Source organism: Streptomyces sp. NPDC021012, from assembly GCF_044333355.1.
Lineage (GTDB): Bacteria > Actinomycetota > Actinomycetes > Streptomycetales > Streptomycetaceae > Streptomyces.
The window spans coordinates 531955-550380 of record NZ_JBIRQU010000005.1; the positions used below are offsets into that span (position 1 = coordinate 531955).

18 protein-coding genes are annotated in these 18426 nt (G+C 69.6%); 3 read left to right on the forward strand and 15 right to left on the reverse strand.

Going from position 1 to position 18426, the window contains the following annotated elements:
- Nucleotides 1-57: 57 nt before the first annotated feature.
- From ACH4TP_RS20015 to ACH4TP_RS20060, 10 genes are all read right to left on the reverse strand, one after another.
- The gene (locus ACH4TP_RS20015; protein ID WP_398438668.1) at nt 58-2532 is read right to left on the reverse strand and encodes an SIR2 family protein; all 2475 of its coding nucleotides are present in this window, start codon (nt 2530-2532) and stop codon (nt 58-60) included.
- Between the two features lie 315 nt (nt 2533-2847).
- Entirely contained in the window at nt 2848-3018 is a 171-nt protein-coding gene (locus tag ACH4TP_RS20020; protein WP_398438669.1) for a hypothetical protein, read from the reverse strand.
- Between the two features lie 148 nt (nt 3019-3166).
- Nucleotides 3167-3760: a histidine phosphatase family protein gene (locus ACH4TP_RS20025; RefSeq protein WP_398438670.1), complete on the reverse strand. Its 594-nt coding sequence runs from the start codon at nt 3758-3760 to the stop codon at nt 3167-3169.
- A complete protein-coding gene (locus ACH4TP_RS20030) occupies nt 3753-4514 on the reverse strand; it encodes an SDR family NAD(P)-dependent oxidoreductase (RefSeq protein WP_398438671.1) in 762 nt (253 codons plus the stop codon). The genes ACH4TP_RS20025 and ACH4TP_RS20030 overlap by 8 nt, the downstream gene beginning before the upstream one ends.
- Nucleotides 4499-5635, reverse strand: a complete 1137-nt coding sequence (locus tag ACH4TP_RS20035) for a hypothetical protein (protein WP_398438672.1) — start codon at nt 5633-5635, stop codon at nt 4499-4501. The genes ACH4TP_RS20030 and ACH4TP_RS20035 overlap by 16 nt, the downstream gene beginning before the upstream one ends.
- The gene (locus tag ACH4TP_RS20040) at nt 5632-6792 is read right to left on the reverse strand and encodes a glycosyltransferase family 9 protein (RefSeq protein WP_398438673.1); all 1161 of its coding nucleotides are present in this window, start codon (nt 6790-6792) and stop codon (nt 5632-5634) included. Before ACH4TP_RS20040 ends, ACH4TP_RS20035 begins: the two co-directional genes overlap by 4 nt.
- On the reverse strand, nt 6789-7364 hold the full coding sequence (locus ACH4TP_RS20045; protein ID WP_398438675.1) for a phosphoribosyltransferase family protein: 576 nt from the start codon (nt 7362-7364) through the stop codon (nt 6789-6791). The genes ACH4TP_RS20040 and ACH4TP_RS20045 overlap by 4 nt, the downstream gene beginning before the upstream one ends.
- 46 nt (nt 7365-7410) lie before the next feature.
- Complete coding sequence (locus tag ACH4TP_RS20050; protein ID WP_398438676.1) at nt 7411-9210, reverse strand: DUF4254 domain-containing protein; 1800 nt, start codon at nt 9208-9210, stop codon at nt 7411-7413.
- On the reverse strand, nt 9207-9854 hold the full coding sequence (locus ACH4TP_RS20055; protein ID WP_398438677.1) for a hypothetical protein: 648 nt from the start codon (nt 9852-9854) through the stop codon (nt 9207-9209). Before ACH4TP_RS20055 ends, ACH4TP_RS20050 begins: the two co-directional genes overlap by 4 nt.
- Nucleotides 9855-9857: 3 nt before the next feature.
- Nucleotides 9858-10325 carry an NUDIX domain-containing protein gene (locus ACH4TP_RS20060; protein WP_398438678.1) on the reverse strand — a complete coding sequence of 156 codons (468 nt, stop codon included), beginning with the start codon at nt 10323-10325 and terminating at the stop codon, nt 9858-9860.
- A 596-nt stretch (nt 10326-10921) separates the two neighbouring features.
- Between ACH4TP_RS20060 and ACH4TP_RS20065 the strand changes: the two genes are divergently transcribed.
- From ACH4TP_RS20065 to ACH4TP_RS20075, 3 genes are read left to right on the forward strand one after another with little or no spacing between them, the layout of a single operon-like run.
- Entirely contained in the window at nt 10922-11671 is a 750-nt protein-coding gene (locus tag ACH4TP_RS20065) for a hypothetical protein (protein ID WP_398438679.1), read from the forward strand.
- A gap of 25 nt (nt 11672-11696) precedes the next feature.
- Nucleotides 11697-12266: an isochorismatase family cysteine hydrolase gene (locus tag ACH4TP_RS20070; RefSeq protein ID WP_398438680.1), complete on the forward strand. Its 570-nt coding sequence runs from the start codon at nt 11697-11699 to the stop codon at nt 12264-12266.
- 4 nt (nt 12267-12270) lie between these two features.
- Nucleotides 12271-13185, forward strand: a complete 915-nt coding sequence (locus tag ACH4TP_RS20075) for an FAD-dependent oxidoreductase (protein ID WP_398438681.1) — start codon at nt 12271-12273, stop codon at nt 13183-13185.
- Nucleotides 13186-13333: 148 nt separating this feature from the next.
- Here the strand turns inward: ACH4TP_RS20075 and ACH4TP_RS20080 are convergent, their stop codons facing one another.
- From ACH4TP_RS20080 to ACH4TP_RS20100, 5 genes are all read right to left on the reverse strand, one after another.
- Nucleotides 13334-13834, reverse strand: coding sequence for a hypothetical protein (locus ACH4TP_RS20080; RefSeq protein WP_398438682.1), 501 nt, complete (start codon nt 13832-13834; stop codon nt 13334-13336).
- A 153-nt stretch (nt 13835-13987) separates the two neighbouring features.
- Nucleotides 13988-14341 carry a hypothetical protein gene (locus ACH4TP_RS20085; RefSeq protein WP_398438683.1) on the reverse strand — a complete coding sequence of 118 codons (354 nt, stop codon included), beginning with the start codon at nt 14339-14341 and terminating at the stop codon, nt 13988-13990.
- Between the two features lie 114 nt (nt 14342-14455).
- On the reverse strand, nt 14456-16174 hold the full coding sequence (locus ACH4TP_RS20090; protein ID WP_398438684.1) for a relaxase/mobilization nuclease domain-containing protein: 1719 nt from the start codon (nt 16172-16174) through the stop codon (nt 14456-14458).
- On the reverse strand, nt 16171-16512 hold the full coding sequence (locus tag ACH4TP_RS20095) for a plasmid mobilization relaxosome protein MobC (RefSeq protein WP_398438685.1): 342 nt from the start codon (nt 16510-16512) through the stop codon (nt 16171-16173). Before ACH4TP_RS20095 ends, ACH4TP_RS20090 begins: the two co-directional genes overlap by 4 nt.
- Before the next feature lie 327 nt (nt 16513-16839).
- Entirely contained in the window at nt 16840-18216 is a 1377-nt protein-coding gene (locus tag ACH4TP_RS20100; RefSeq protein WP_398438686.1) for a hypothetical protein, read from the reverse strand.
- Between the last annotated feature and the right edge of the window lie 210 nt (nt 18217-18426).

Here is an 18426-nt window from a genome sequence, read left to right on the forward strand (position 1 = left end):
GACCAGCAGACGCCGCGAAACCAACGGCCCGGCCGAAGGAAGGGCCGAATAGTTGGATCAAGCCCAGATCGCCTGCCACTGCGAGGAGAGTTGCTCGGCACGTCGCGCCGACTCGAAGTTCTCCTCGCCGACCAGCGAGATCCTCAAGCCGCTATAGGTGCGCTCCCAGTCCTCCTTGAGCTCTGCAACCGACCCGACCGGCGATCCGTCCTGAACCTTGCCCTGCCAGGGCACCACGAACTTGGCCAGATCCAGTCCCGCGGTCAGGTAGGCAAATACAGTGATTCTGTTTCCGCTTTCACGCCCCATAGCAGTATCAAATTCTGCGCGGCCCCTCGTATAGAACTCGTGCCAGGTCGGGCTCTCCAGCGACGCGAAGCTCGCAGCCTTGTTGATAAGGATGGTTCCGTAGGTCGTCCGTGTGAAAGCGTCGTCGTAGAGCCCGACCGCTCGTGCCGCGAACGATTCGGCAGTTGCCCAATTGCCGCGCCCCTTCGCGTAGATGGCTCGTTGCTCCCAAAATCGACCGTTCCAGTCGCCAAAGAGCGGCCGCAAAAGGTCATAGAACTCTATGTCGAGGTCGACGTTCGGGAAGTTCTTCTGTAGCTGCTTGGCGGTCATTAGGTAGCCAACCAACTGCACTGGACGGTTGCGCTGTTGGAGACTATGCCTGGTAGCCAGTGGTGCGAGATTCTCGACCATCTCTCGCACTCGCGCGATGGCTCGGTCTGGGCCGATCTCGTTGACGATTGCCTTGACCGCATACTCGCGCTGCCGCGCGACCAGTTGAGGTGCAACCTCTTCGACCACGGCACTGAGATGCTCGTCCTGAAGAACCTCCCGAGACATGCGATCGGATGGCTGGCCGACGGCGATTGCAGCCTCTACGATGCCCACCTGACGGGCGCCTTGTGCAGCGATCGACAACAGTAGGAGGAGGTCTCGCTTCCAGGGCGTGTCTAGTGCGTGGACTTCGCCCTCGAGGCGCTTTCGGAAGCCGATGGCATGCTCGACCTGCATCAGGGCAGAGAAGACATCGCGGCCCTTGAAGTGTCTGATCCGACTGTTCGGATCCTCCAGCTCAAGCGAGCCTAGCCGAGCAAACTCGTCTAGCTTTTTAGCCAGTACACCGGCTGCTTTGTGGTCGAGGCGAGCTGGGATCCGGGTGATTTTCTTCTGGTAGCCGCCCCCAAGTCTTCCCTCCAGTCGGAGATCGTTCTGTGGAGACTCCGTGACTACGACATAGAGGCTGGCATCGCTCGTAGCGGCCTCGCGAAGCAGCTGATCTATGTCGTTTGAAAAGTCCGCGCCGGAATCGATGACGATGACCGCCGGGCGCTTTCCGCTTCGCGCCCGCAGGACAGCGGGGACGCTGAAGCGGGAGGACTTGTCAAATGAGAAGACATCGACGTGCATGCCGGCAAACGCTCTCGCCGCCATCAGAAGGCCGCTAGAGACACCCGACATGCGTCGACCGTAGATGACGTGGAGTGTTGGTTCGTTCGCGCCTGTGCCAATCCACTGCTCCAGCTGGTCTACGACGTCGGTCATCCAGGGGAATAGCGCAGGACGACGATCGATGATGTCTTTCCAGACGGGTGCGTCGCCGCCGAAGAAGTCATGGGATTGGGGAACTGGTGCAACCCGATTGGTTTGGAGCTTCACAAACTGGGGGATCGAGAGGATCTCTGTCTCTTCGAGGCTCCGTACGCTCTCCTCGTCCAGCCCCATGGACTCCTGCCAGGCCTGGAGGAACTCCTCGCCAGTCATCCGGAGGACCTTGTAGCCCAGCTGTTCGAGCTCCCATCGGTTTCCGTCCGCGATGAACGGATCCACCACGAAGGAGGGTGCCAGAGCTGCAGGACGGTTGGCCAGGAGTAGAGCCTCGACGTCGGGGTCGCCCAGAATGCTGGCACCAAGGACAACAAATGGATCGACACCGATGGCGCCGGCCAGCACCTGATTCCATACCGGCTTCACGCTTGCCATGGCCTGGTACTCGGAGAATGAGAAGACCAGCTTTCTGGGCTTGCTCCCAAGGATGTGCCCGTGTAGGTGGACAACCTCGAGGTCGCCGGTCTGGATGTAGGGATCGTCCCAGCTGATGGTTCTCAGGCTTCGTTTCCCAGTATCGGTACCGCCATGATACGAGTTCTCGAAGGCATCATCGACGTTCAACGTCCAAACCCGCGACCAGGGAAGTCCGGCCAGCGTCTCGAACCACTCCTGGTGTTTCGCTCCTCCGAAGATCTCGGAGAGGGTGGCCCACACGTGGTTTGCCGAACTCACCATCAGCGAACGCTGGTAGGCCCGCGGAAGAGGGTCATCCGCACTGATCGGGGCTTTCGGGTAACGGTCTTTGAGGATTGTTACGAGGTCCTTCGCCAGCGGAATTGGGCCGTGGCTACTGACTGCGCCTACGCTGGCGCCAGCACCCAGCAGCATCTGGTACTGACCACCACGCGCTGCGTTCCGTGCCGCAAAGAGCTTCTTCTTCTCCAAACCGAGCACGTCACTATCGTGCATGGCCATGACTGGCTACTCCCGCAATGTTAGTGGGCCGGTTTTGCCCCGACTGAGCTGTGGGTCGCCATGCTACGGAGGAAGCGGGCCGTCGGTGAGGGATTCGGTCAGCATATGAGCACTGTGCATCGTGAAGTTGCTGGTCACGGGCCTGGCCTCGATCCGTCAGCGGTGGTCGCTGCTGGTTGAGGGGATCGGCTCATCCCGTTTGTCCCAGTGGGTCTCGGGCGGGATCTTCGCGTGTTGCTGCGGCTGCGCCGGATTCCACGGGTCCGGGGTGGTGTGTCCGCTCCTCTCCAGGCGTCGTCGGGGGCGTGGCCGTTGTCAGGCCACGGCCGGCAGGGCGGTCAGCCGCCGCCAGGCGATGGTGAAGGCGTTGGCGAAGGGCCAGGTGTGTTCGATCCGCAGCCAGCGTTGACGGGCGTGCTTCGCGAAGCGGGCGGGCAGGTGGTAGAGGCGGAAGCGCATCGTGTCCGGCTCGGCGTCCGCGATCACCTCGGGCTGTGGAACAACGGCGCCTCGCTGCTGTCGCGCGGCACGGTGAACGGGCTGGGGCAAGGGGACCGGCAGCACCGGGAGCGGTGGAAGGAGACGTACGAGTAGGAGGGCCTCCCTGCGGGGTTAGTGGCTGGGGTACGGCCACTTACTGGGCAGGTCGCTGAAGGCCAGCTGGCGCTCGTTGATGGGCGGGCAGAAGGCGGAGTTCGGCGAAGTGCCAGGGCGTGTTCGCGGCGGTGGTGAAGGCAGCGGGGCCCTCTGGGAGGTGGGTGAGGACGCCCAGGAGGAGGGTGTGGGAGACGGCCAGGAGGGGGCCGTGGCGTTGGGCGGTGTGGTGGAGGAAAGCGGTGCAGTGGCGGGCGCGGGTGTGGAGGTCGGTGAGGCTTTCGCCATCTTCGCAGCGTAGGGAGGGGCTGGCGAGGCGGCGGGCTCGCCAGGCGCGGTAGGCCGGCGGGTAGGTCTCGGCGGTGCGGCCGAGGACGATGCTCGGGGCTCGCCATTCGGCGAGGAGGCCGGAGGTGGCCACGATCGGCAGGCCCGTGAGGTGCGAGACGAGGGTGGCGGTCTGGCGGGCGCGGGGGACCGGGCTGGTGACGATCGCGGTGATGCCCTCAGGGAGGGGGAGGGAGCGGCGTACCTGGTCACGGCCCTCCTGCGTGAGGGTGGCCTCGTGTGGGGCGTGGTAGCCGGGGCGGTGGCCTTCGTAGGCGCCGTGGCGCATGAGCCAGATGTCAGCCAAGGATCCAGCCTCCGTCGACGCGCAGGGTCTGGCCGGTGATGAAGCCGGCGTCGTCGGTGGCGAGGAAGGCGACGGCGGCGGCGACGTCGTCCGGGCGGCCTCGGCGCTGGACGCACTGGCGGGCGAGCTGCCGGGCGGTCATGGCCTCCGGGTCGTCGACGACGGTGTCCTCGGCTGGGACGCGGATGGAACCCGGGGCGACGCAGTTGGCGGTGATGCCGGCGGGGCCGAGTTCGCGGGCAAGGGCGCGGGTGAGCCCTTCGAGGCCAGCCTTGGCGCTGATGTAGCCGGCGAGGTCGTGGCGGCCCGCGGTGGCGAGGATCGATCCGATGGTGATGATCCGGCCCCAGCCGACGGTCGTCATGGAGGGGGTGAGCTCGTGGGCGAGGAGGTAGTGGCTGGTCAGGTTGGTGGCCAGGGCGTCGTCCCAGTGGGCCGGCGTCGTCTCCGTCCACGGTCGGCGGGGGTAGGCGCCGGCATTGCTGATCAGGATGTCGATCGGGCCGACCCGGTCATGGGCCTGCTGGCAGAGGGTGCGCACGGCCTCGGCCTCACGGAGGTCGGCTGCCAGAGGGATGGTGGTGCCGCCGCTGTCGGTGATGTGAGTGGTGAGCTCGGCTGCGGCCTGGTCGTCGTCGAGGTGGGCAAGGGCGACTGTGGCGCCGTCGGCGGCGAGGCGGCGGGCGATGGCCGAGCCGAGGCCGCCGGTGGCTCCGGTGACCAGGGCGGTACGGCCGTTCAGGGGGCCGGGCATGGCGACTCCAACGGGCAGAAGTAGGTGGTGGGGTCGAAGGCTGGGCTCATGGCCTCGGCGAGCCGGGCGAGGAGGACGACCCGGTCCTCGGGGGCCAGGTCGGCCAGGTTGTAGACGCCGAGGATGCGCATGGACAGGTACGGGCGGAGCAGGTTCACCAGGTCCTCGCCGGGCCAGAGGCGGTCGGCGATCGGCTGTACGAGCTGGTTCCAGTACGTGGTCACGGCGGTTCGCCGGGGAGCTGAGACGCGCGGGGTGTAGTCGATGTGGATGGTGCTGGTGGTGTGGTCGACGTCCGCTCGTCGGATCTCGGGGGTGTTGGCCGGGACGTGGTCGAAGGTGGCCGGGTGGTCGGCGAAGGCAGCAGGGTTGTACGTGGGGGTGAGCCAGCCGCCGAGTACGCAGGCGTACCAGAGGAAGTTGGCGAACTCGCCGGGGATGCTGTTCATCCCGGAGGTGTCGTAGTCGAGCCAGGCGAGCGGGTGGGCGAGGTTGACGTCGGTGGGGTCGCCCTGGGTGAGGGCTGCCCAGACCGGCTCGCTCGTGGCGAAGTGGACTCGGAGCCAGCGGAGGGTGGCGGCCCAGTCGAGGTGGTGTCGACGACCGTTGATGTTCAGGGTGTAGGTGTCGAGGCGGGAGACCGGGATGTTGATGAGGCCGTCGGCGATCAGGAAGTCCTTGCCGGCGTAGTACATGTCGAGCCGGCCGCCGGGTGCCGCGCGGTCCCAGTACAGCTTGCGGACGACGTGTGCCGGATCGGCCGGCCATGCCGTCGCAAGGATGACCTTGCGGTACGCAGCTGTGAGTTGGTCCATGTAGATGTTGAGTTTGTTGCTCGGCTCGTCCGCGTTGAGGAGATCGAGCAGGAGGCCCTGGTCGGTGCCGCCGGGGAGGCGTTCGTACGCGATGAGGTGCCCGCCCGGCACGCGCAGGTGGGCGTGGAGGGCAGGGACGTGGTAGTGCCGGGACAGGCGGGCGTGGCCGCGGATCTCCTCGCGGGCCTCGGCCGGGTCGCGGGTGTACTTCAGGAGCAGTGGGCGGCCGAGGAGGTCGACGGGGCAGAGCAGGTTGCGGGTGAAGCGCCGTACCGGACCCAATCGAAGGAGAGGCTGGAAGGTCATGGCCTCACCCCGTTGAGCAGTTCGAGGCAGACCTGGGCCAGTGCGGCTGGCGGGAAGGCGTCCATGTGGGTGTTCGTGTCCGGGGGGATGGAGTCGCGGACGGGGCAGAGGTCGCCCTGGTGCATGCGGTCGGACAGGTCGGTGGCGACGGCGTGGTGGTGCAGCAGGCCGGTGCGCCACTTGCTGTGGCTGTGGCGCGCGTACAGGCCGATGACCGGCGGGCCACCGCCATCCCGGCCGCCGCGTGCCATCGCGGCGAGGTGGGTGAGGCCGGTGTCGTTGCCGACGACCAGGTGGCAGTGCGGGAAGAGATCGACGAGGTGGTCGGCCGGCATCCCGTCGAGGCGGAGCACCTGCACGTGGCGCCTGGGAGCCTCCGCGGTGATGCGCAGGCCGTCGCCCGGGTTGCCGCCGACGAGCAGCAGCCGGGCCTGGGCCTGGTGGGCCTCGGCGATGTGCTCGGCCAGGGTGACGTAGCGCTGGGCGGTGTAGTCCTTGCGCTCCGGCCAGCTGGTGGCGGTGACGGCGGCGATGTTCAGGTCGCCCAGCCAGCCCACCGAGCGCAGTTCCTCCACGAGGTTGTTCGGCCCGGTCGCGAAGGTGGGAGCGAAGGGGGCCGTGGCGGGCAGGCGGATGCCGAGGCGGCGCTCCACCGCCAGGTAGTGGCGGGCGGGCAGGTCTGAGTGGGCGCGGCCATCGGTCGACCAGCAGGGCGGGGCGGCCGGATCGAGCACCAGGCTCACCGCCGCCGTCGAGCCTCGTGCCTCGACCCCCGCGCGGTCTCCGATCACGGCCCGCCGGCCGCTGGGCGTGGTGGCCTGGGGCTGCGTGAGCAGCCCGGTGCGGGCGATCAGCCCCGCGTACGGACCCACCGCCCGAACGGCCACGCGAACCGACCGCAGCCGCAGCCAGTCGAGGACCGCGCGGACCCCCGACAGTGCGAGAAGCGTGTCGCCGAGCTTCCCCTCGAAGGCCAGCACGACCTCGCCGCACCCGCTCAGACGGTGGACGAGCTCGGCAGAGGCGGCCAGCGGGAGCGGTGCGCCGATGGGAACGCTGTCACGGTCGTATCCGAGCGGGGTGGTGTGCACGGCCCCGGCGGGGACGACCAGGGAGCCGTGGTGGAACCGGATCCCCACCGGGGCGACCGCTGTCACGCCGCGCCCTCGATCGTGGTGAGCGAGACCAGGGGCAGGCCGAGGTCGGTGAGCAGGTCGCGGGCTCCACGGGTGAGGTCCTCCACCAGGCAGGCCGCCGCCAGCGGGACGGCGCCGGCCTCGCGGAGGCGGCGGGTGAGGTCGGCCAGGGTCCGGCCGGTGGTGATCTCGTCGTCCACGATGACGATGCGCTGGCCGGGGGCGATGCCGTACGCGAAGACGTCGGTGCGCATCGCGTGGGGCTCGCTGAAGCGGACCGCGCCGTCGAGGGGGAGGTGCAGCTTCCAGGCGATCTTGTACGGGAGGTGGGAGGCGCCGGCGAGGGAGACGGTCGGCAGGATGCCGCCGGCGTCCAGGCCGAGGAGGAAGTCCACGGAGCCGAGTCCGTCCGGCACCTGCTCCTGGAGCAGACGCCACAGGTCGGCCCCGGTGTTGGCGAGGGCGTCGGGGTGGACCGGGTCTTCCAGGCCGTCCAGGGAGTGGATGACGCGCTCGCGGCGGCTCGTGGCTCCGACGCTGAGGCGCTCGACGATCCGGGCGGAGAAGGACGGCATGGCGATGGTTTCGGGCATGGCGAAGCTCCTGTCGGTGGAGAAGGAAGAAGGCAAGGGGGGCTGTTCAGGCGGCGAGCTGGGCGGCGTACCAGGTGAGGAGCTGGTCGACAGCCGTGGTGACGGGCTTGAGGACAAGCTCGGTGTCACCGTCGCGCCAGGCGCTGGCGATCTCGGCCAGGGAGGGCACCGAGAGGGCCGTCAGGTCCGGCATGCGGGAGGCCGCGGCGAGGATCCGCTCGGGGCCGGACTCCCACTGGTTGTGCTCGCGGAGAAGGAGGCGGCAGGCGAGCACGAGGTGCTTGTAGAGCTGCCGCAGGGTGGCCGGCCCCGCGTCGGCGCGCAGACGGCGCATGGTCAGGACGACCTGGGGGAGTTCGCGGACGGCGGCGAACGCGAGCTCGTCTCGGCTGATCGTCGGCAGTTCGAGGTTGGGGGCGGCGTGCAGGACGGGGCTGCCCTGCTGGAGCTGGTGGATGACGAACGCCAGGCGCGGGGTGAGGCGCCGGGCGGTCAGTTCGCCGGGGGTGACGAGGGTGGGACCGAGGGAGGCCGCACCGCCCAGGGCGGTCCGGTACTGCTCCAGGGCCTCGTGAACCCGGCCGATGGCCTCGTGCTCGGCGATCACCAGAAGGTCCAGGTCGGACCAGCCGGCGATCCAGCTGCCCTCGCCGGGGCTGCCGGTCAGGGCAGCGAGCCGTACGCCGGGGCCGTATACCCGTACCGCGTCGGTGAAGTCAGCCGTCGCCGAGGCGACGGCGGCCGGCAGTCCCAGCCCGTACGGGGTGGCCACGCGCAGCGCCGTGGTGGCGGGCGGGGCGGCGATGCGCCGGAGCTGGGCGCGGAGGGCGGCGATGCTGCCGGTGTTGTCGATGACGTGGTCGGCGAGCGCGGCGACCTGGTGGGCGCCACGGCTCATCTTGATCTCGTCCTTCGCGGCGACGGCCTGGGCCGGCGTACCGGACCGCTCGACGCGTACGGCGAAGGAGGCTTCCAGGTAGACGATCTGGAGAGTGCGGCCCATGAGCTGCTTGAGCTCGGAGATCGAGGCGTCGTCGTGGACGGACTCGATGGTGAACAGCTTCGTGTCGACGTGGGCGTCCGCGAAGCGGTTCAGCTCGCCGAGCAGCAGCTCGGCCTGCCGACGGGCCGAGAGCGCGTACGGGTCCGCGAGGCCCTCCCGGTGAGCCGCCTGCCGGAGCAGGAAGCCGATCTTGAGGCGCTGGGCACCGCACGTGCGCTGGACGAACTCGGCGCTGGTGCTCTTGCCGCACTCACTCAGCCCACCGAAGGCGAGGACCCGGCGCAGGTGACGACTCGGCTTGATCTCCGCGGGGGCGGCGTCGTCCCGGCCGTACAGCTTGAAGCGAGCCGGTACGGGAAGCCGGCGGCGGCCGGCGACGACATCGGAGACCAGCGCGTCGAGGGCGGCGCACAGCTCCTCCCGCTGGCCGTGGAGGGTGGGGACGCGCCGACGGGCCAACTCGTCCCGGGCCGCCGCGCGCTCGCTGTGCCAGATCCGCAAGGTCAGCACCGACAGACGGTCGACGACGGAGGCGAGCGTCTCGGTGTGCAGCGGCGCGTCGGCGCGGCCCGCGTCCGCCAGCGAGCCGAGGACCTCGTCGGCCCGCTCGGCGAGCACGTTGCGTTCGGCGTTGAGCTGGTCGATCTCGCGCTTGCAGTCGGCGACCTGGGCGGCGGAGAGTAAGGCGCCGCGCACCCGGTCTTCGGTGTCCCACAGGCGTCCGTTGACGGTGTGGAGCCGGGTGATGGTGTCGTCCAGGCGGCGCAGGTCCTTGTCCTGGAGCGTGGCTATGGCGCGGGCGAGGCCGGGAGGAAGGATCAGGGGCGGGGAGTTCTGAGTCATTGGGGACTCCCGTCAGCGAGTGGGCTGAGTCCAAGGCGATCGAGGACGTCGCCATGTACGTCGTCCAGGGAGCGGTCCTCGCAGTCCACGACCGTGGTGTACGAGCCGTGCTCGGCCTGGTGGAGCAGGACCGCGTGCAGCGTCTTCTGGTAGGCCGGGTAGATCCCGGTCCAGGGGCGGCCCTCTCGGGCGCTGGTGATGGCGTAGCTGCGCTCGGCGTCGAGTGACGGGAGCAGGAGGATCGAGGTCTCCGTTGCGGCGGCTCGCGAACCGGCGATGCCCGTCACGGTCTTGAACGCCTCGCCGACCGTCAGCCCGTCCTTGACCACGCAGGTCGCGGTGGCCACGGCGAGGAGCATGGGCAGGCCCCGGTCGAGCAGCCCCCTGCGCCCGGCTTCGCGGGCGGCTGCCCGCTTGGCGTGGCCGGCGAGCAGCATCTCGGTCAGCTCGACGGTCGTGGACGTCTCGAACCACCACCGGGCGTAGTCGTCGACCGCCACCCGCGCCCACGGCTCGGGGTCGTGCTTGTGGACCGCGCCCAGCGGCTGGAAGCCGTCCCACCGCTCGGCCAGCCGCACCAGGTGGGTCGTCTTGCCGACGTTGTCAGGGCCGTTGAGGCTGACGAAGTCCGGGACCTGCGCCATTGTTCACGCCTCGCGGATCGGGGTGTCGAGAACGGAGACGATCGCGTCCGTGTTCGTGGCGATGAACTCGGCGAGCTCCGGCGGCATCAGGTTCAGCTGGCGGACGGCCTCGGCGGCGAAGGGCACGCGGACCACCTCGTACCCGCCCCGCTCCGGCTTGGCGAACTCCGTCCCCGTCCGCGCGGCCAGGTCCATCGACTCCAGGCGCGCGGCGAAGATGTGCTGGACACCGATGCCGCCCTCCAGCTCGTCAGTGATCAGGTGGACGAGCTCGGCGCGCTCCAGCTTGCCGCCCAGTTCCTCGAACACCTCCCGGTGCAGGGCCGCCTCGATGGTCGCGTCGTCCGCCTCGACCCCTCCGCCGACGGTCACCCAGTACGGCTCCCTGCTCGGCTTGGTGCGCTTGATGAGGACGAGCTCGTCGCCGTCGAGGAGGATGGCGCGGGCGTTGCGCTTGACGATGTCGGTCATGCCGTTTGCTCCTTGCGGTGGTGGTACAGGAGAGGACGGGCAGAGGGTCGCCTGGTGGCGGTGGGCACCCCGGCTCGGTGGACCCAGCATGGTGCAGGGCGATGGAGGGGTGTGACGTACGAGTGCTGCAGCAATGCCGCACCACTGCTGAACGAGGCTGGCTACGCTGGTCGTTTCGGCGTTCCACCGGGTGACGGACAGGGGGTACGACGGTGGTCACGGTGCAGCGATGGTCTGGCCGGGAAGCCCGGCTGTTACGCGACGCCCTGCGCATGAGCCTGCGGGACTTCGCCGCCTACCTGGGCGTGAGTGACCGGACCGTATCGAACTGGGAGGGCGGCGGAGCGAGTTATCAGCCTCGTGCCGAGTCTCAGGCCGTACTCGATACCGCGCTCGGCCGCGCGTCGGACGACGCGAAGGCCCGTTTCGCAGCGGCGCTGGGAACGAGTGACGCAGTTGCATCCGTTGTAGGCCGGATCAAAGTCGACTCCCACAAGTTCCTGCCGGTCTTCATCGGCGTCGAGCATGCCCGCCAGCTCCGCGCACACATGACACAGAGCGTGGACGACCAGTGGTTGGAGTCCTCATCGGCCCGAGTGGACCACCCTGAAGCGCAGGACTGCGTCCTGCACGTCTTCGCGTGCGGGGTGGCTGTCTTCCACCTTGTTCAGCCGCACGAGCCTGCCGCGCTCACCGATCTCGCCGTCTGGCGCTACCGCTCATACGCCTCCGATCTGCCCTGGGCGCGAAACAAGCTCCGCGATCTCCTGGACGAGGACCACACCCGCGTCCCGAACCCGGAGTACGTCCTCTCCCTGTACTGGCTCACCTCCGGCCCGTGGGCCGGAGACTCCCGTGACACCGCACTGCGCCTGTTATCCACGCCCTCGGTCCTGGTCGACCGCGGCGCCCCGGGCGGGCCCGCGCCCCTGGACGGCACGGTTGAGGAGTCGCTCCTCGCCACCGGCTTCGACCACCCGGACATCGTGTCCTTCGGCGTACGGGGCGTCTCCACCGCCTACGCCGGCTGGTCCGGCGTCGCCTACGCCTCCCACTCCCGCGAGCGCAGCCTCACCATCGACGAGCTGGTTACCTGCGAGCTGGCCGTCCAGGCCCTGTGGTGCTTCACCCGCCAGATCCAGCAGATGATCGAGGAGGGCCAGGATCCCTCCATGCCCGAGCAGTACGGCTGGCGCTTCCTGCGCGCCGCCTACTCCCGGCTCACCACCGCCCGAGCTCAAGAGACCGCGCAGCACGTCCTGATGCGGGAGGCCATCATGAAAACCAGCGGACTGGCCGAACGGCTGCGCTCCGCACAGGACGCGCTGCGCGAGAGCGTCGGCTGAGAACACGGGGCAGGAGAGACAGCGGATGGACATCGGCAGTGCCGCGCTGGTCGTGATCGACATGCAGAACGGCTTCGTGAACCACCACAGCCGCCACGCCGTGCACGCGGTCTCCGACCTGGTCGCCCAGTGGTCCGCCGCCGGCCGGCCTGTGGTCTTCACCCGGTACTTCAACTATCCGGACAGCCCCTACGAGCGCTTCTTCCAGTGGCGCCGCCTCCAGGAACCGCCTGAGACCGACATCGTTCCCGAGCTCGCCGAAGCAGCCGCCCAAGCACGCGCGGTCGTCGACAAGACCGGGTACACGCTCTTCACCCCCGAGGCCGCTGAACTGATCCGCCGGGCCGGCTGGACCGACCTTGTCTTCTGCGGGATAGCCACCGAGAGCTGTGTCCTGAAGTCCGCCGCCGACGCATTCGAGCACGACTACGCGCCCTGGATCGTCACCGACGCCTGCGCCAGCGACGCCGGCCCGGACGTCCACGACGCCGGCCTCCTCGTCGCCCGGCGTTTGATCGGAACCGGCCAACTCGTCACCACCGACCACGTGATCGGCCAACTCACTGCGTACGCCGGGGCCCCAGTGCTGGAATAGCCCCATGGCCGACACGCTGTACGACACCGACCTGATCATCATCGGCGGCGGCCCGGCCGGCTGCGCCGCTGCCCGCATGGCCGCCAGCGTCGGCATGCGCTCGATCCTGATCGAGCCGGACCGGCTGTGCCGCAACCTCTACCGGATCCCGGCCCTGAACAACGTCCTCGGCGGCTACACCAGCGGCCCGGAGCTGGCCGACTCCATCGTCGCGGAGCTGAAGAGCACGGAGCTGTGCCGTCTCGAACTCGGCCGACACGTCACCGAGCTCCGCGCCGACGGCGACCAGGTGACCATCACGGTGGACACCGGCACCCGTCTCACCGCCCCGTACGCCATCGTCGCCACCGGCGTCGGCCCCCTCCAGCCCCGCGACGTCGCCTGGATCACCGCCCCCAGCGGCCTGACCCTGCCCCCGCTCTGGCGGGCCGAGGCGGACGACGCCGAAGGCCGAACCCTCCTCGTCCTCGGCGGCGACCGTCCGATCGGCACCTTTCTGCGCGCCCACCCGACCACCGACACCCGCCTGCTTGTGGCGTTCCCGGCGGCCGACGCGTACAAGATCGAAGAGATCCGAGAGGACCCCCGGGTCGCACTCTTCCTCGTCGAGCACCTGACGCTGGATCTGACGGAAGGCGCCTTGGTATCAGCGGAGGCGGTGGGCCAGGACGGCGCACGGCAGACGATCACGGCGGATGCTGCCTACCTCAGCATCGGGAACGCGCCCACCGCCCCGTCCGGCGACCTGACTCGCGGTCCGGACGGATACTGCTTGCCTGCCGACCAGCACCCCCGCGTCATCGTGGCCGGCGACCTCCGCTCCGCCCGCTTCCAACGGATCATGACCGCCTTGGGCTCCGGCAGTGAGGCCGCGCTGCATGCCTACTACGCGGCCAGGGAACTACTGGCTAAGGGCTGAGACCGCACCAGCGCGCTCCGGCGGCGACGACCCCGGAAGGGAATCTCCACGACCAGCCGGAGCAAGGCGGCGGATACGGTCTTGCCGACGCCGAGGAGATGCACCGACGGCTTCCTCGCCTCGCATGGCTGCTTCTCGGACCGAGCGTCTAGATGTAGTCGAAGTACCGAATCCACCAATCGACTGGCTCCCCAGGGCGGTAGGTAGCCAGAGGACTCAGGCCGTCGTACGGCCGGGTGAGCAGACGCTCGGGGATCGGTACGTAGCCCAGGTCCGTGAGAGCACGTTCGACCCTCCGCAGGTCGGCGACGTCGAGCGCATCCGCCTCCACCGCCTCCTCGGTATCGAAGTAGACGCCCGGGTTCTCTGCGGCCACGACCGCCATCGATCCGAAGTTGCTCACCGAAACGACGATTCGCTCCCCGCATGCCGTGGCCTCCGCCGGCACCTCGACCCTGGCATGCAGGCTCGCGTCCTGCACCTGGCGATCGGCCGTGCAGCGGGTATCGAAGTCCGCGTCCAGCCTGACCACCAGACGCTCGAACAGCGCTCGCGTCGCCGCGTGGTCGTAGCCGGGGGGACGTTCCACCAGCTCCGGATCGTCCAGGCGATGAAGGAGGGCTTTCAGGTCGGCATCGCTGTACGTCATCCACCCATGATGGCGAAGCAGCCACAAGCAGCACAGCTCGGTCGCAGACCGTGGGATGGGGCCGGCCGACCAGACGGCGGGGTACGGCCGGTGGCAGGGATTAATCCCGACCACCGGCCGCCGATTCTTTTATCTGGCGCCTTTTCTGTGTGATCAGCCCTCCGTGTCGGCGCCCGCAGTGACGATGGTCTCCAACCGGCCGTACTCCAGCATGTCCTCGTGGGTCATGAAGGGGATGAGGACCTTGCGGTGCGGGATGACGTACTTGAACAGCAGCTCGGCCAGCTTCAGCACGGCCGCCTCTGCTTCGGCCCTGGCCTCTGGGTTGTGAACGTGGGCTCCGGCGGCCTGGAGTTCTTCGGCGGTTGCGCCACGGATGATGGCCTGCTCCTCCTCAGTGAAGAGGCGGCCATCGAGGCGGCGGAAGACCAGGGAATCAGCCGGGCCCTTGAAATTCATGTCGAATAGCAGCGCCATGACGTGGGGGCGAGGGGTGGAGTTGGGCATGTGGACTCTCCTCAAGAGGGACAGGGTGAGTACCGATGCATTCATGGTCCAGAGAATCGCCGGTTAGGCTAACCGGCGGTTGTCGGTTATGTTTGTCGGCTCGGTTTTTACGGTTCAGTGATGTCGCGGAGAAATGTGCGCGAGCCTGGTTCCGATGTGGGCGGGGCGCCCTGGCGTGGAGACGGCGCGGGCGCCGCTGGCTCGCCAGCCCTGGGAGTTCTGGGGATCAGCGGGGAGGTCGGCCATCCGCCGCAGCCGCCACACGAGCACGTCGCTCATGCGCTCCGCTGTGTCCAGCTCCCGTCGGGCAGCTGCCTGAGCGAGTAGGGCGGTGGGGTTGTGGCCGACGGCTCGGGCTTCGGCGAGGGTGGCTGCGAGGGCGGGCCAGCCGGGTTCGGCGAGGATTCGGTCGGCCAGTTCGGGCAGGGTCTGGCGTACGGCGGTGGCGTGGTGGCGTTGCCAGGATGGGGCCAGGCGAGCGCCCCGCTGGTGGAGCAGGGCCAAGGGCTGGGTGGCGGCGGCCTGGTAGGCGGCACGCAGGTGTTCGGCGGCCCGGTGGGCGGCTTCGGCCTGCTGGGCGTGCTGCTTCTTGGCGTGCCAGTGTGCGGCGGCGGTGATCAGGAAGAACAGCATGTCGAGCGCCATGGCCGTGGTAGCGCCGTCCTCGCCTCGGCCGAGGGCCGGGCCGCTGCGGACGAGGTCGCGGGCGGCTCGGCGCAGGGCGCTGTCGTGGCCGCGTGCGGCGCGGATGCGGGAGCGGGAAGCACGTTCGAACGAGGTGGCTGCTGCCTGGAGTTCGTTGCGGGTGTGGGCGGCGGAAGTCTGGGCGAGGGCGTCGAGGACTTCGCCGGTGGCGGCGATCTGCGCGGCGATGACGCCGTCGTCGCTGTGGTCGATGACGAGCAGTGCCTGCCAGGCGGCGGTGGTGGCGCGCCGGCGTGCGGAGGCGGGCCCGGTCACCGACGGCTGGGTCGGCTGCTGGGTGGCGTTGTCCGGGTTCTGGGTCCAGCGTTCGCGGATGCGGGGCAGGGAGAGGTCTGGGGCGAGCTTGGAGCCGGAGTAGAAGACCGGCTCGCCCTTGGCGTTGCGGTCGCCGGGGAGGGCGACGATGTAGTTGAGGGTGTCGCCCGACGGCGCGACGCGGCGCCGGATGAGCAGGCCGGCTGCGCTGAGGCGGTCGAAGAACTCTTCCTCGCTTGCCGCGCCGGCCACCGAGCGGCGGACCGTCTCGCGCAGCTCCTCGCGCGAAGTGCGCTGCTGGCCACGGCGGTCGGCCTTGTGGCGCTCGGCGCTCGTTGGGCGCTTGGCGGCGGTGCCGTCGCCTGGTGTGATCCGGCGCAGGCCGTAGTCCGCTTCGATGAGGCGGGCCTCGGCTTGGGCGCGGCGGGCCTCGTTGTGTAGGCGGGGCCGTCGGCCGTCCTCGCGGACCATGGTGGCGATGATGTGGATGTGGTCGTCGGCGTGCCGGACGGCCGCCCACCGGCAGGCGGCGTTGTCGCCGTCGGGGGCGATGCCGGTGGCGGCGGCCATGCGGCGGGCGATGGCGGCCCAGTCGTCGTCGGACAGGATGGGGTCTTCGGGGCTGGCACGTACGGACAGGTGCCACACGTGCTTCTCGGGTCGCCGGCCGGCGGGCAGGGCGTCGACGGGCTGGTCGAGCAGCCGCTGCAGCTGCCCGTAGGTGGCCTGCGGGTCGCGGCCGGGGTCGGGGGTGAGCGAGTCGAAGGCGGCGACCAGGTGCGGGTCGATGTGCTCCTCGTGGGAGCCGGGGCCGTACAGGTAGCGGATCAGCCCGATCGTCGCGCCGCCGCGCTTGTGAATGCGGGGGATCACGCAGCGGCACCGCCGTCCCGGTGGGCGAGCAGGGCATCGGTGGCGTCCTCCATGCGGCGGGCCGCGTTCAGGACGGCCTGGGCGGTGGCGTCGAGGTGGGGTGCGTCGGCACCAGAGTTGAGGGCCTTGGCGACCTGGTTGAACAGGCCGTGGATCCGGCCCAGGTGCCGGCGCGCGGTGAACAGCTCGCCGATGACCTCCCGTTCGGTCGCGATCTCGGCGGCGGTTCGGGTCAGGTCGCGGGCGGCCTTGTCGACGGCGTAGGCGAGGAAGGCGGCGTTGGTCATCTGGCACTGGGCGGCTGCGTCGGTGAAGCGCTTGTACTCGGTGTCGTTCATGCGGCAGCTGGGCTGGTGCAGGCGCTTGCGGGGCTTCGGCTGACGGGCGCGCTGACGTCGCCGCGAAAGGGACTCGGCCTGCCGCCCTCCTCCAGGCTGCGGTCCGCCCTCGGTCGCTGCCTGCCGGTCCGGCGCCCCCTGGCGCAGGACTGTTCCCGCCACCCCTGGGGCGGGAACTCCGGGAGCATTGCTCCCGGTACAACTTGCTCCGCCTGGTGCTGGGGTGGTGGTCGGCTGCTGCTGGGGAGTGACGGGTTCGTGGTGGGCGTCGTGCACTGGATCTCCGTCTCAGGTCATCACTGCGGCGAGTAGTTGCGGTTTCGGGGATCAGGCGCCTGTGCGCGTGGCCCCGAGTTGGTCCTTGAATTCGCGGACGACTCGGCCTGCGTCGTTGCTGGCGACGCTGTAGCCGGCGTCGCGCACGGCGTCCTCCACTCGGTCGCGTCCGACGCTGCCGGTCTCCTCGTACATGCGGCGGGCGAACTGGAGGATGACTTCGTCGGAGGCACTGGACTTGCGACCGGACCGCTTCGGCTTCGGCGTGGTGCGCCTGGCCGGTGGGGTGTGTGAGCCGCTGCCCGTGGATGGCGGAATGGCCTCTTGCGGGCGGGCTGCCCGATTCGGGCGGGCTGTCGTTTCCGGGCCGGAGCGGGCGGTGGGATCCGGGCGGGCGGATCGCGGGCGGGCGCCCGGGTGGTGTTCCTCGTCGCCCGTATCTGATGGGTGCGGGCGGGCGAGGTCTTCTGCCCGCCCGCACCCGCCCGCCCGCTCATCGGTGTCTGCCCGGGAATGGTCGGGCTGTGCTGCGGGCGGGCTGGCGGACTGCCCGGCGAGCGGGATCCAGCGCTCGGGCAGGTCGATGGCGGCCAGGGCGGCTGCTTGGCGGCGGGTAGCGAGCTGGCGAAGCAGCTGCTCGTTGCGGAGCGGGTCGGCGTCGATGCCGGAGCGGGCGAGGGCCTTGGACAAGCGGCGTACGGTGCGCCGGCCTGCCCGTCCGGTGCGTTGCCCGGGAGTCATCTCGGCGAGGCGGGCGGCCAGAGCGACGGCCCGCTGTGTGGCCCGCTCGCGGATGATCTGAGCGGCGCCCTGGTCCTGCTCGACGATTCCCAGGCGGGCGAGTAGCCGCTCGCGGGCCTGTCGCGTGAGGACGGCGGCGAGGCCGCGGGAAGCGGCGTCGGGGGTCTGCTGGCGCAGCTCGATGCCCATGGCCAGGTGCCAGAGCACTGCCGCCATCACCGGGCCGGTGAAGGCGCGCACGGTGCCGCCGACGGGGCCGGCCTCGGCGTAGGCGGGGATGGTCTGCATGGCGGTGATCACCCAGACCAGGACTCCGGGCAGGCCGGCCGCCTGCCTCGGACCATGAAGGTTCTGGCGGGCCATCAGGGCCATGGAGAACAGGGCGAGCTCGGCGGCGGCGAACATCGCGGTGCGCTCGGCGGTGTTGCGCATGTCGAGGTAGTGGGCGGCGAACCGCCAGCTGGTGTCCGCGCTGTAGGCGGTGCATACGAGCGCCGCCACGGTCGCTGTGACGACGGCGGCCGAGAAGCGCCGCTTTCGATCGTGGGTGCGGTGTTGGCTGCGTCGCGCCCTCAGGCCCGCGAGCAGTGCGCCGGCGGCGACGACCAAGACGGCCACGGGCAGGAGCGGACCGTCAGTGAGCGGGAGCGAAGCGGTGGCGATCATGTCGGCTATGACAGGGGGCATGTACGGGGCTACTCCGGGGAGAGAGTGAGGAGGCGATCACGGCGTTCACGGAGGGGGGCGTCCACGCGGGCCCCCTTCTAAAGGGGGCCCCGCGCGTGATCGCTTGGGTGCGTGTACGCCGTGGACGGTCGCGTGATCGCTCTACCTGCGGTTTTGCGGTGAGCGTGTGCGCTGTGAGCGGTTCACGGCGGTCTGCGGGCGCGAGGGCCG

Excerpts from the sequence above, each read along its gene's own strand:
- ACH4TP_RS20015 (WP_398438668.1), bottom strand. The coding sequence starts at position 2,532 with ATGGCCATGCACGATAGTGACGTGCTCGGTTTGGAGAAGAAGAAGCTC.
- ACH4TP_RS20030 (WP_398438671.1), bottom strand. The coding sequence starts at position 4,514 with ATGCCCGGCCCCCTGAACGGCCGTACCGCCCTGGTCACCGGAGCCACC.
- ACH4TP_RS20035 (WP_398438672.1), bottom strand. The coding sequence starts at position 5,635 with ATGACCTTCCAGCCTCTCCTTCGATTGGGTCCGGTACGGCGCTTCACC.
- ACH4TP_RS20045 (WP_398438675.1), bottom strand. The coding sequence starts at position 7,364 with ATGCCCGAAACCATCGCCATGCCGTCCTTCTCCGCCCGGATCGTCGAG.
- ACH4TP_RS20050 (WP_398438676.1), bottom strand. The coding sequence starts at position 9,210 with ATGACTCAGAACTCCCCGCCCCTGATCCTTCCTCCCGGCCTCGCCCGC.
- ACH4TP_RS20055 (WP_398438677.1), bottom strand. The coding sequence starts at position 9,854 with ATGGCGCAGGTCCCGGACTTCGTCAGCCTCAACGGCCCTGACAACGTC.
- ACH4TP_RS20060 (WP_398438678.1), bottom strand. The coding sequence starts at position 10,325 with ATGACCGACATCGTCAAGCGCAACGCCCGCGCCATCCTCCTCGACGGC.
- ACH4TP_RS20070 (WP_398438680.1), top strand. The coding sequence starts at position 11,697 with ATGGACATCGGCAGTGCCGCGCTGGTCGTGATCGACATGCAGAACGGC.
- ACH4TP_RS20075 (WP_398438681.1), top strand. The coding sequence starts at position 12,271 with ATGGCCGACACGCTGTACGACACCGACCTGATCATCATCGGCGGCGGC.
- ACH4TP_RS20080 (WP_398438682.1), bottom strand. The coding sequence starts at position 13,834 with ATGACGTACAGCGATGCCGACCTGAAAGCCCTCCTTCATCGCCTGGAC.
- ACH4TP_RS20085 (WP_398438683.1), bottom strand. The coding sequence starts at position 14,341 with ATGCCCAACTCCACCCCTCGCCCCCACGTCATGGCGCTGCTATTCGAC.
- ACH4TP_RS20095 (WP_398438685.1), bottom strand. The coding sequence starts at position 16,512 with ATGAACGACACCGAGTACAAGCGCTTCACCGACGCAGCCGCCCAGTGC.
- ACH4TP_RS20100 (WP_398438686.1), bottom strand. The coding sequence starts at position 18,216 with ATGCCCCCTGTCATAGCCGACATGATCGCCACCGCTTCGCTCCCGCTC.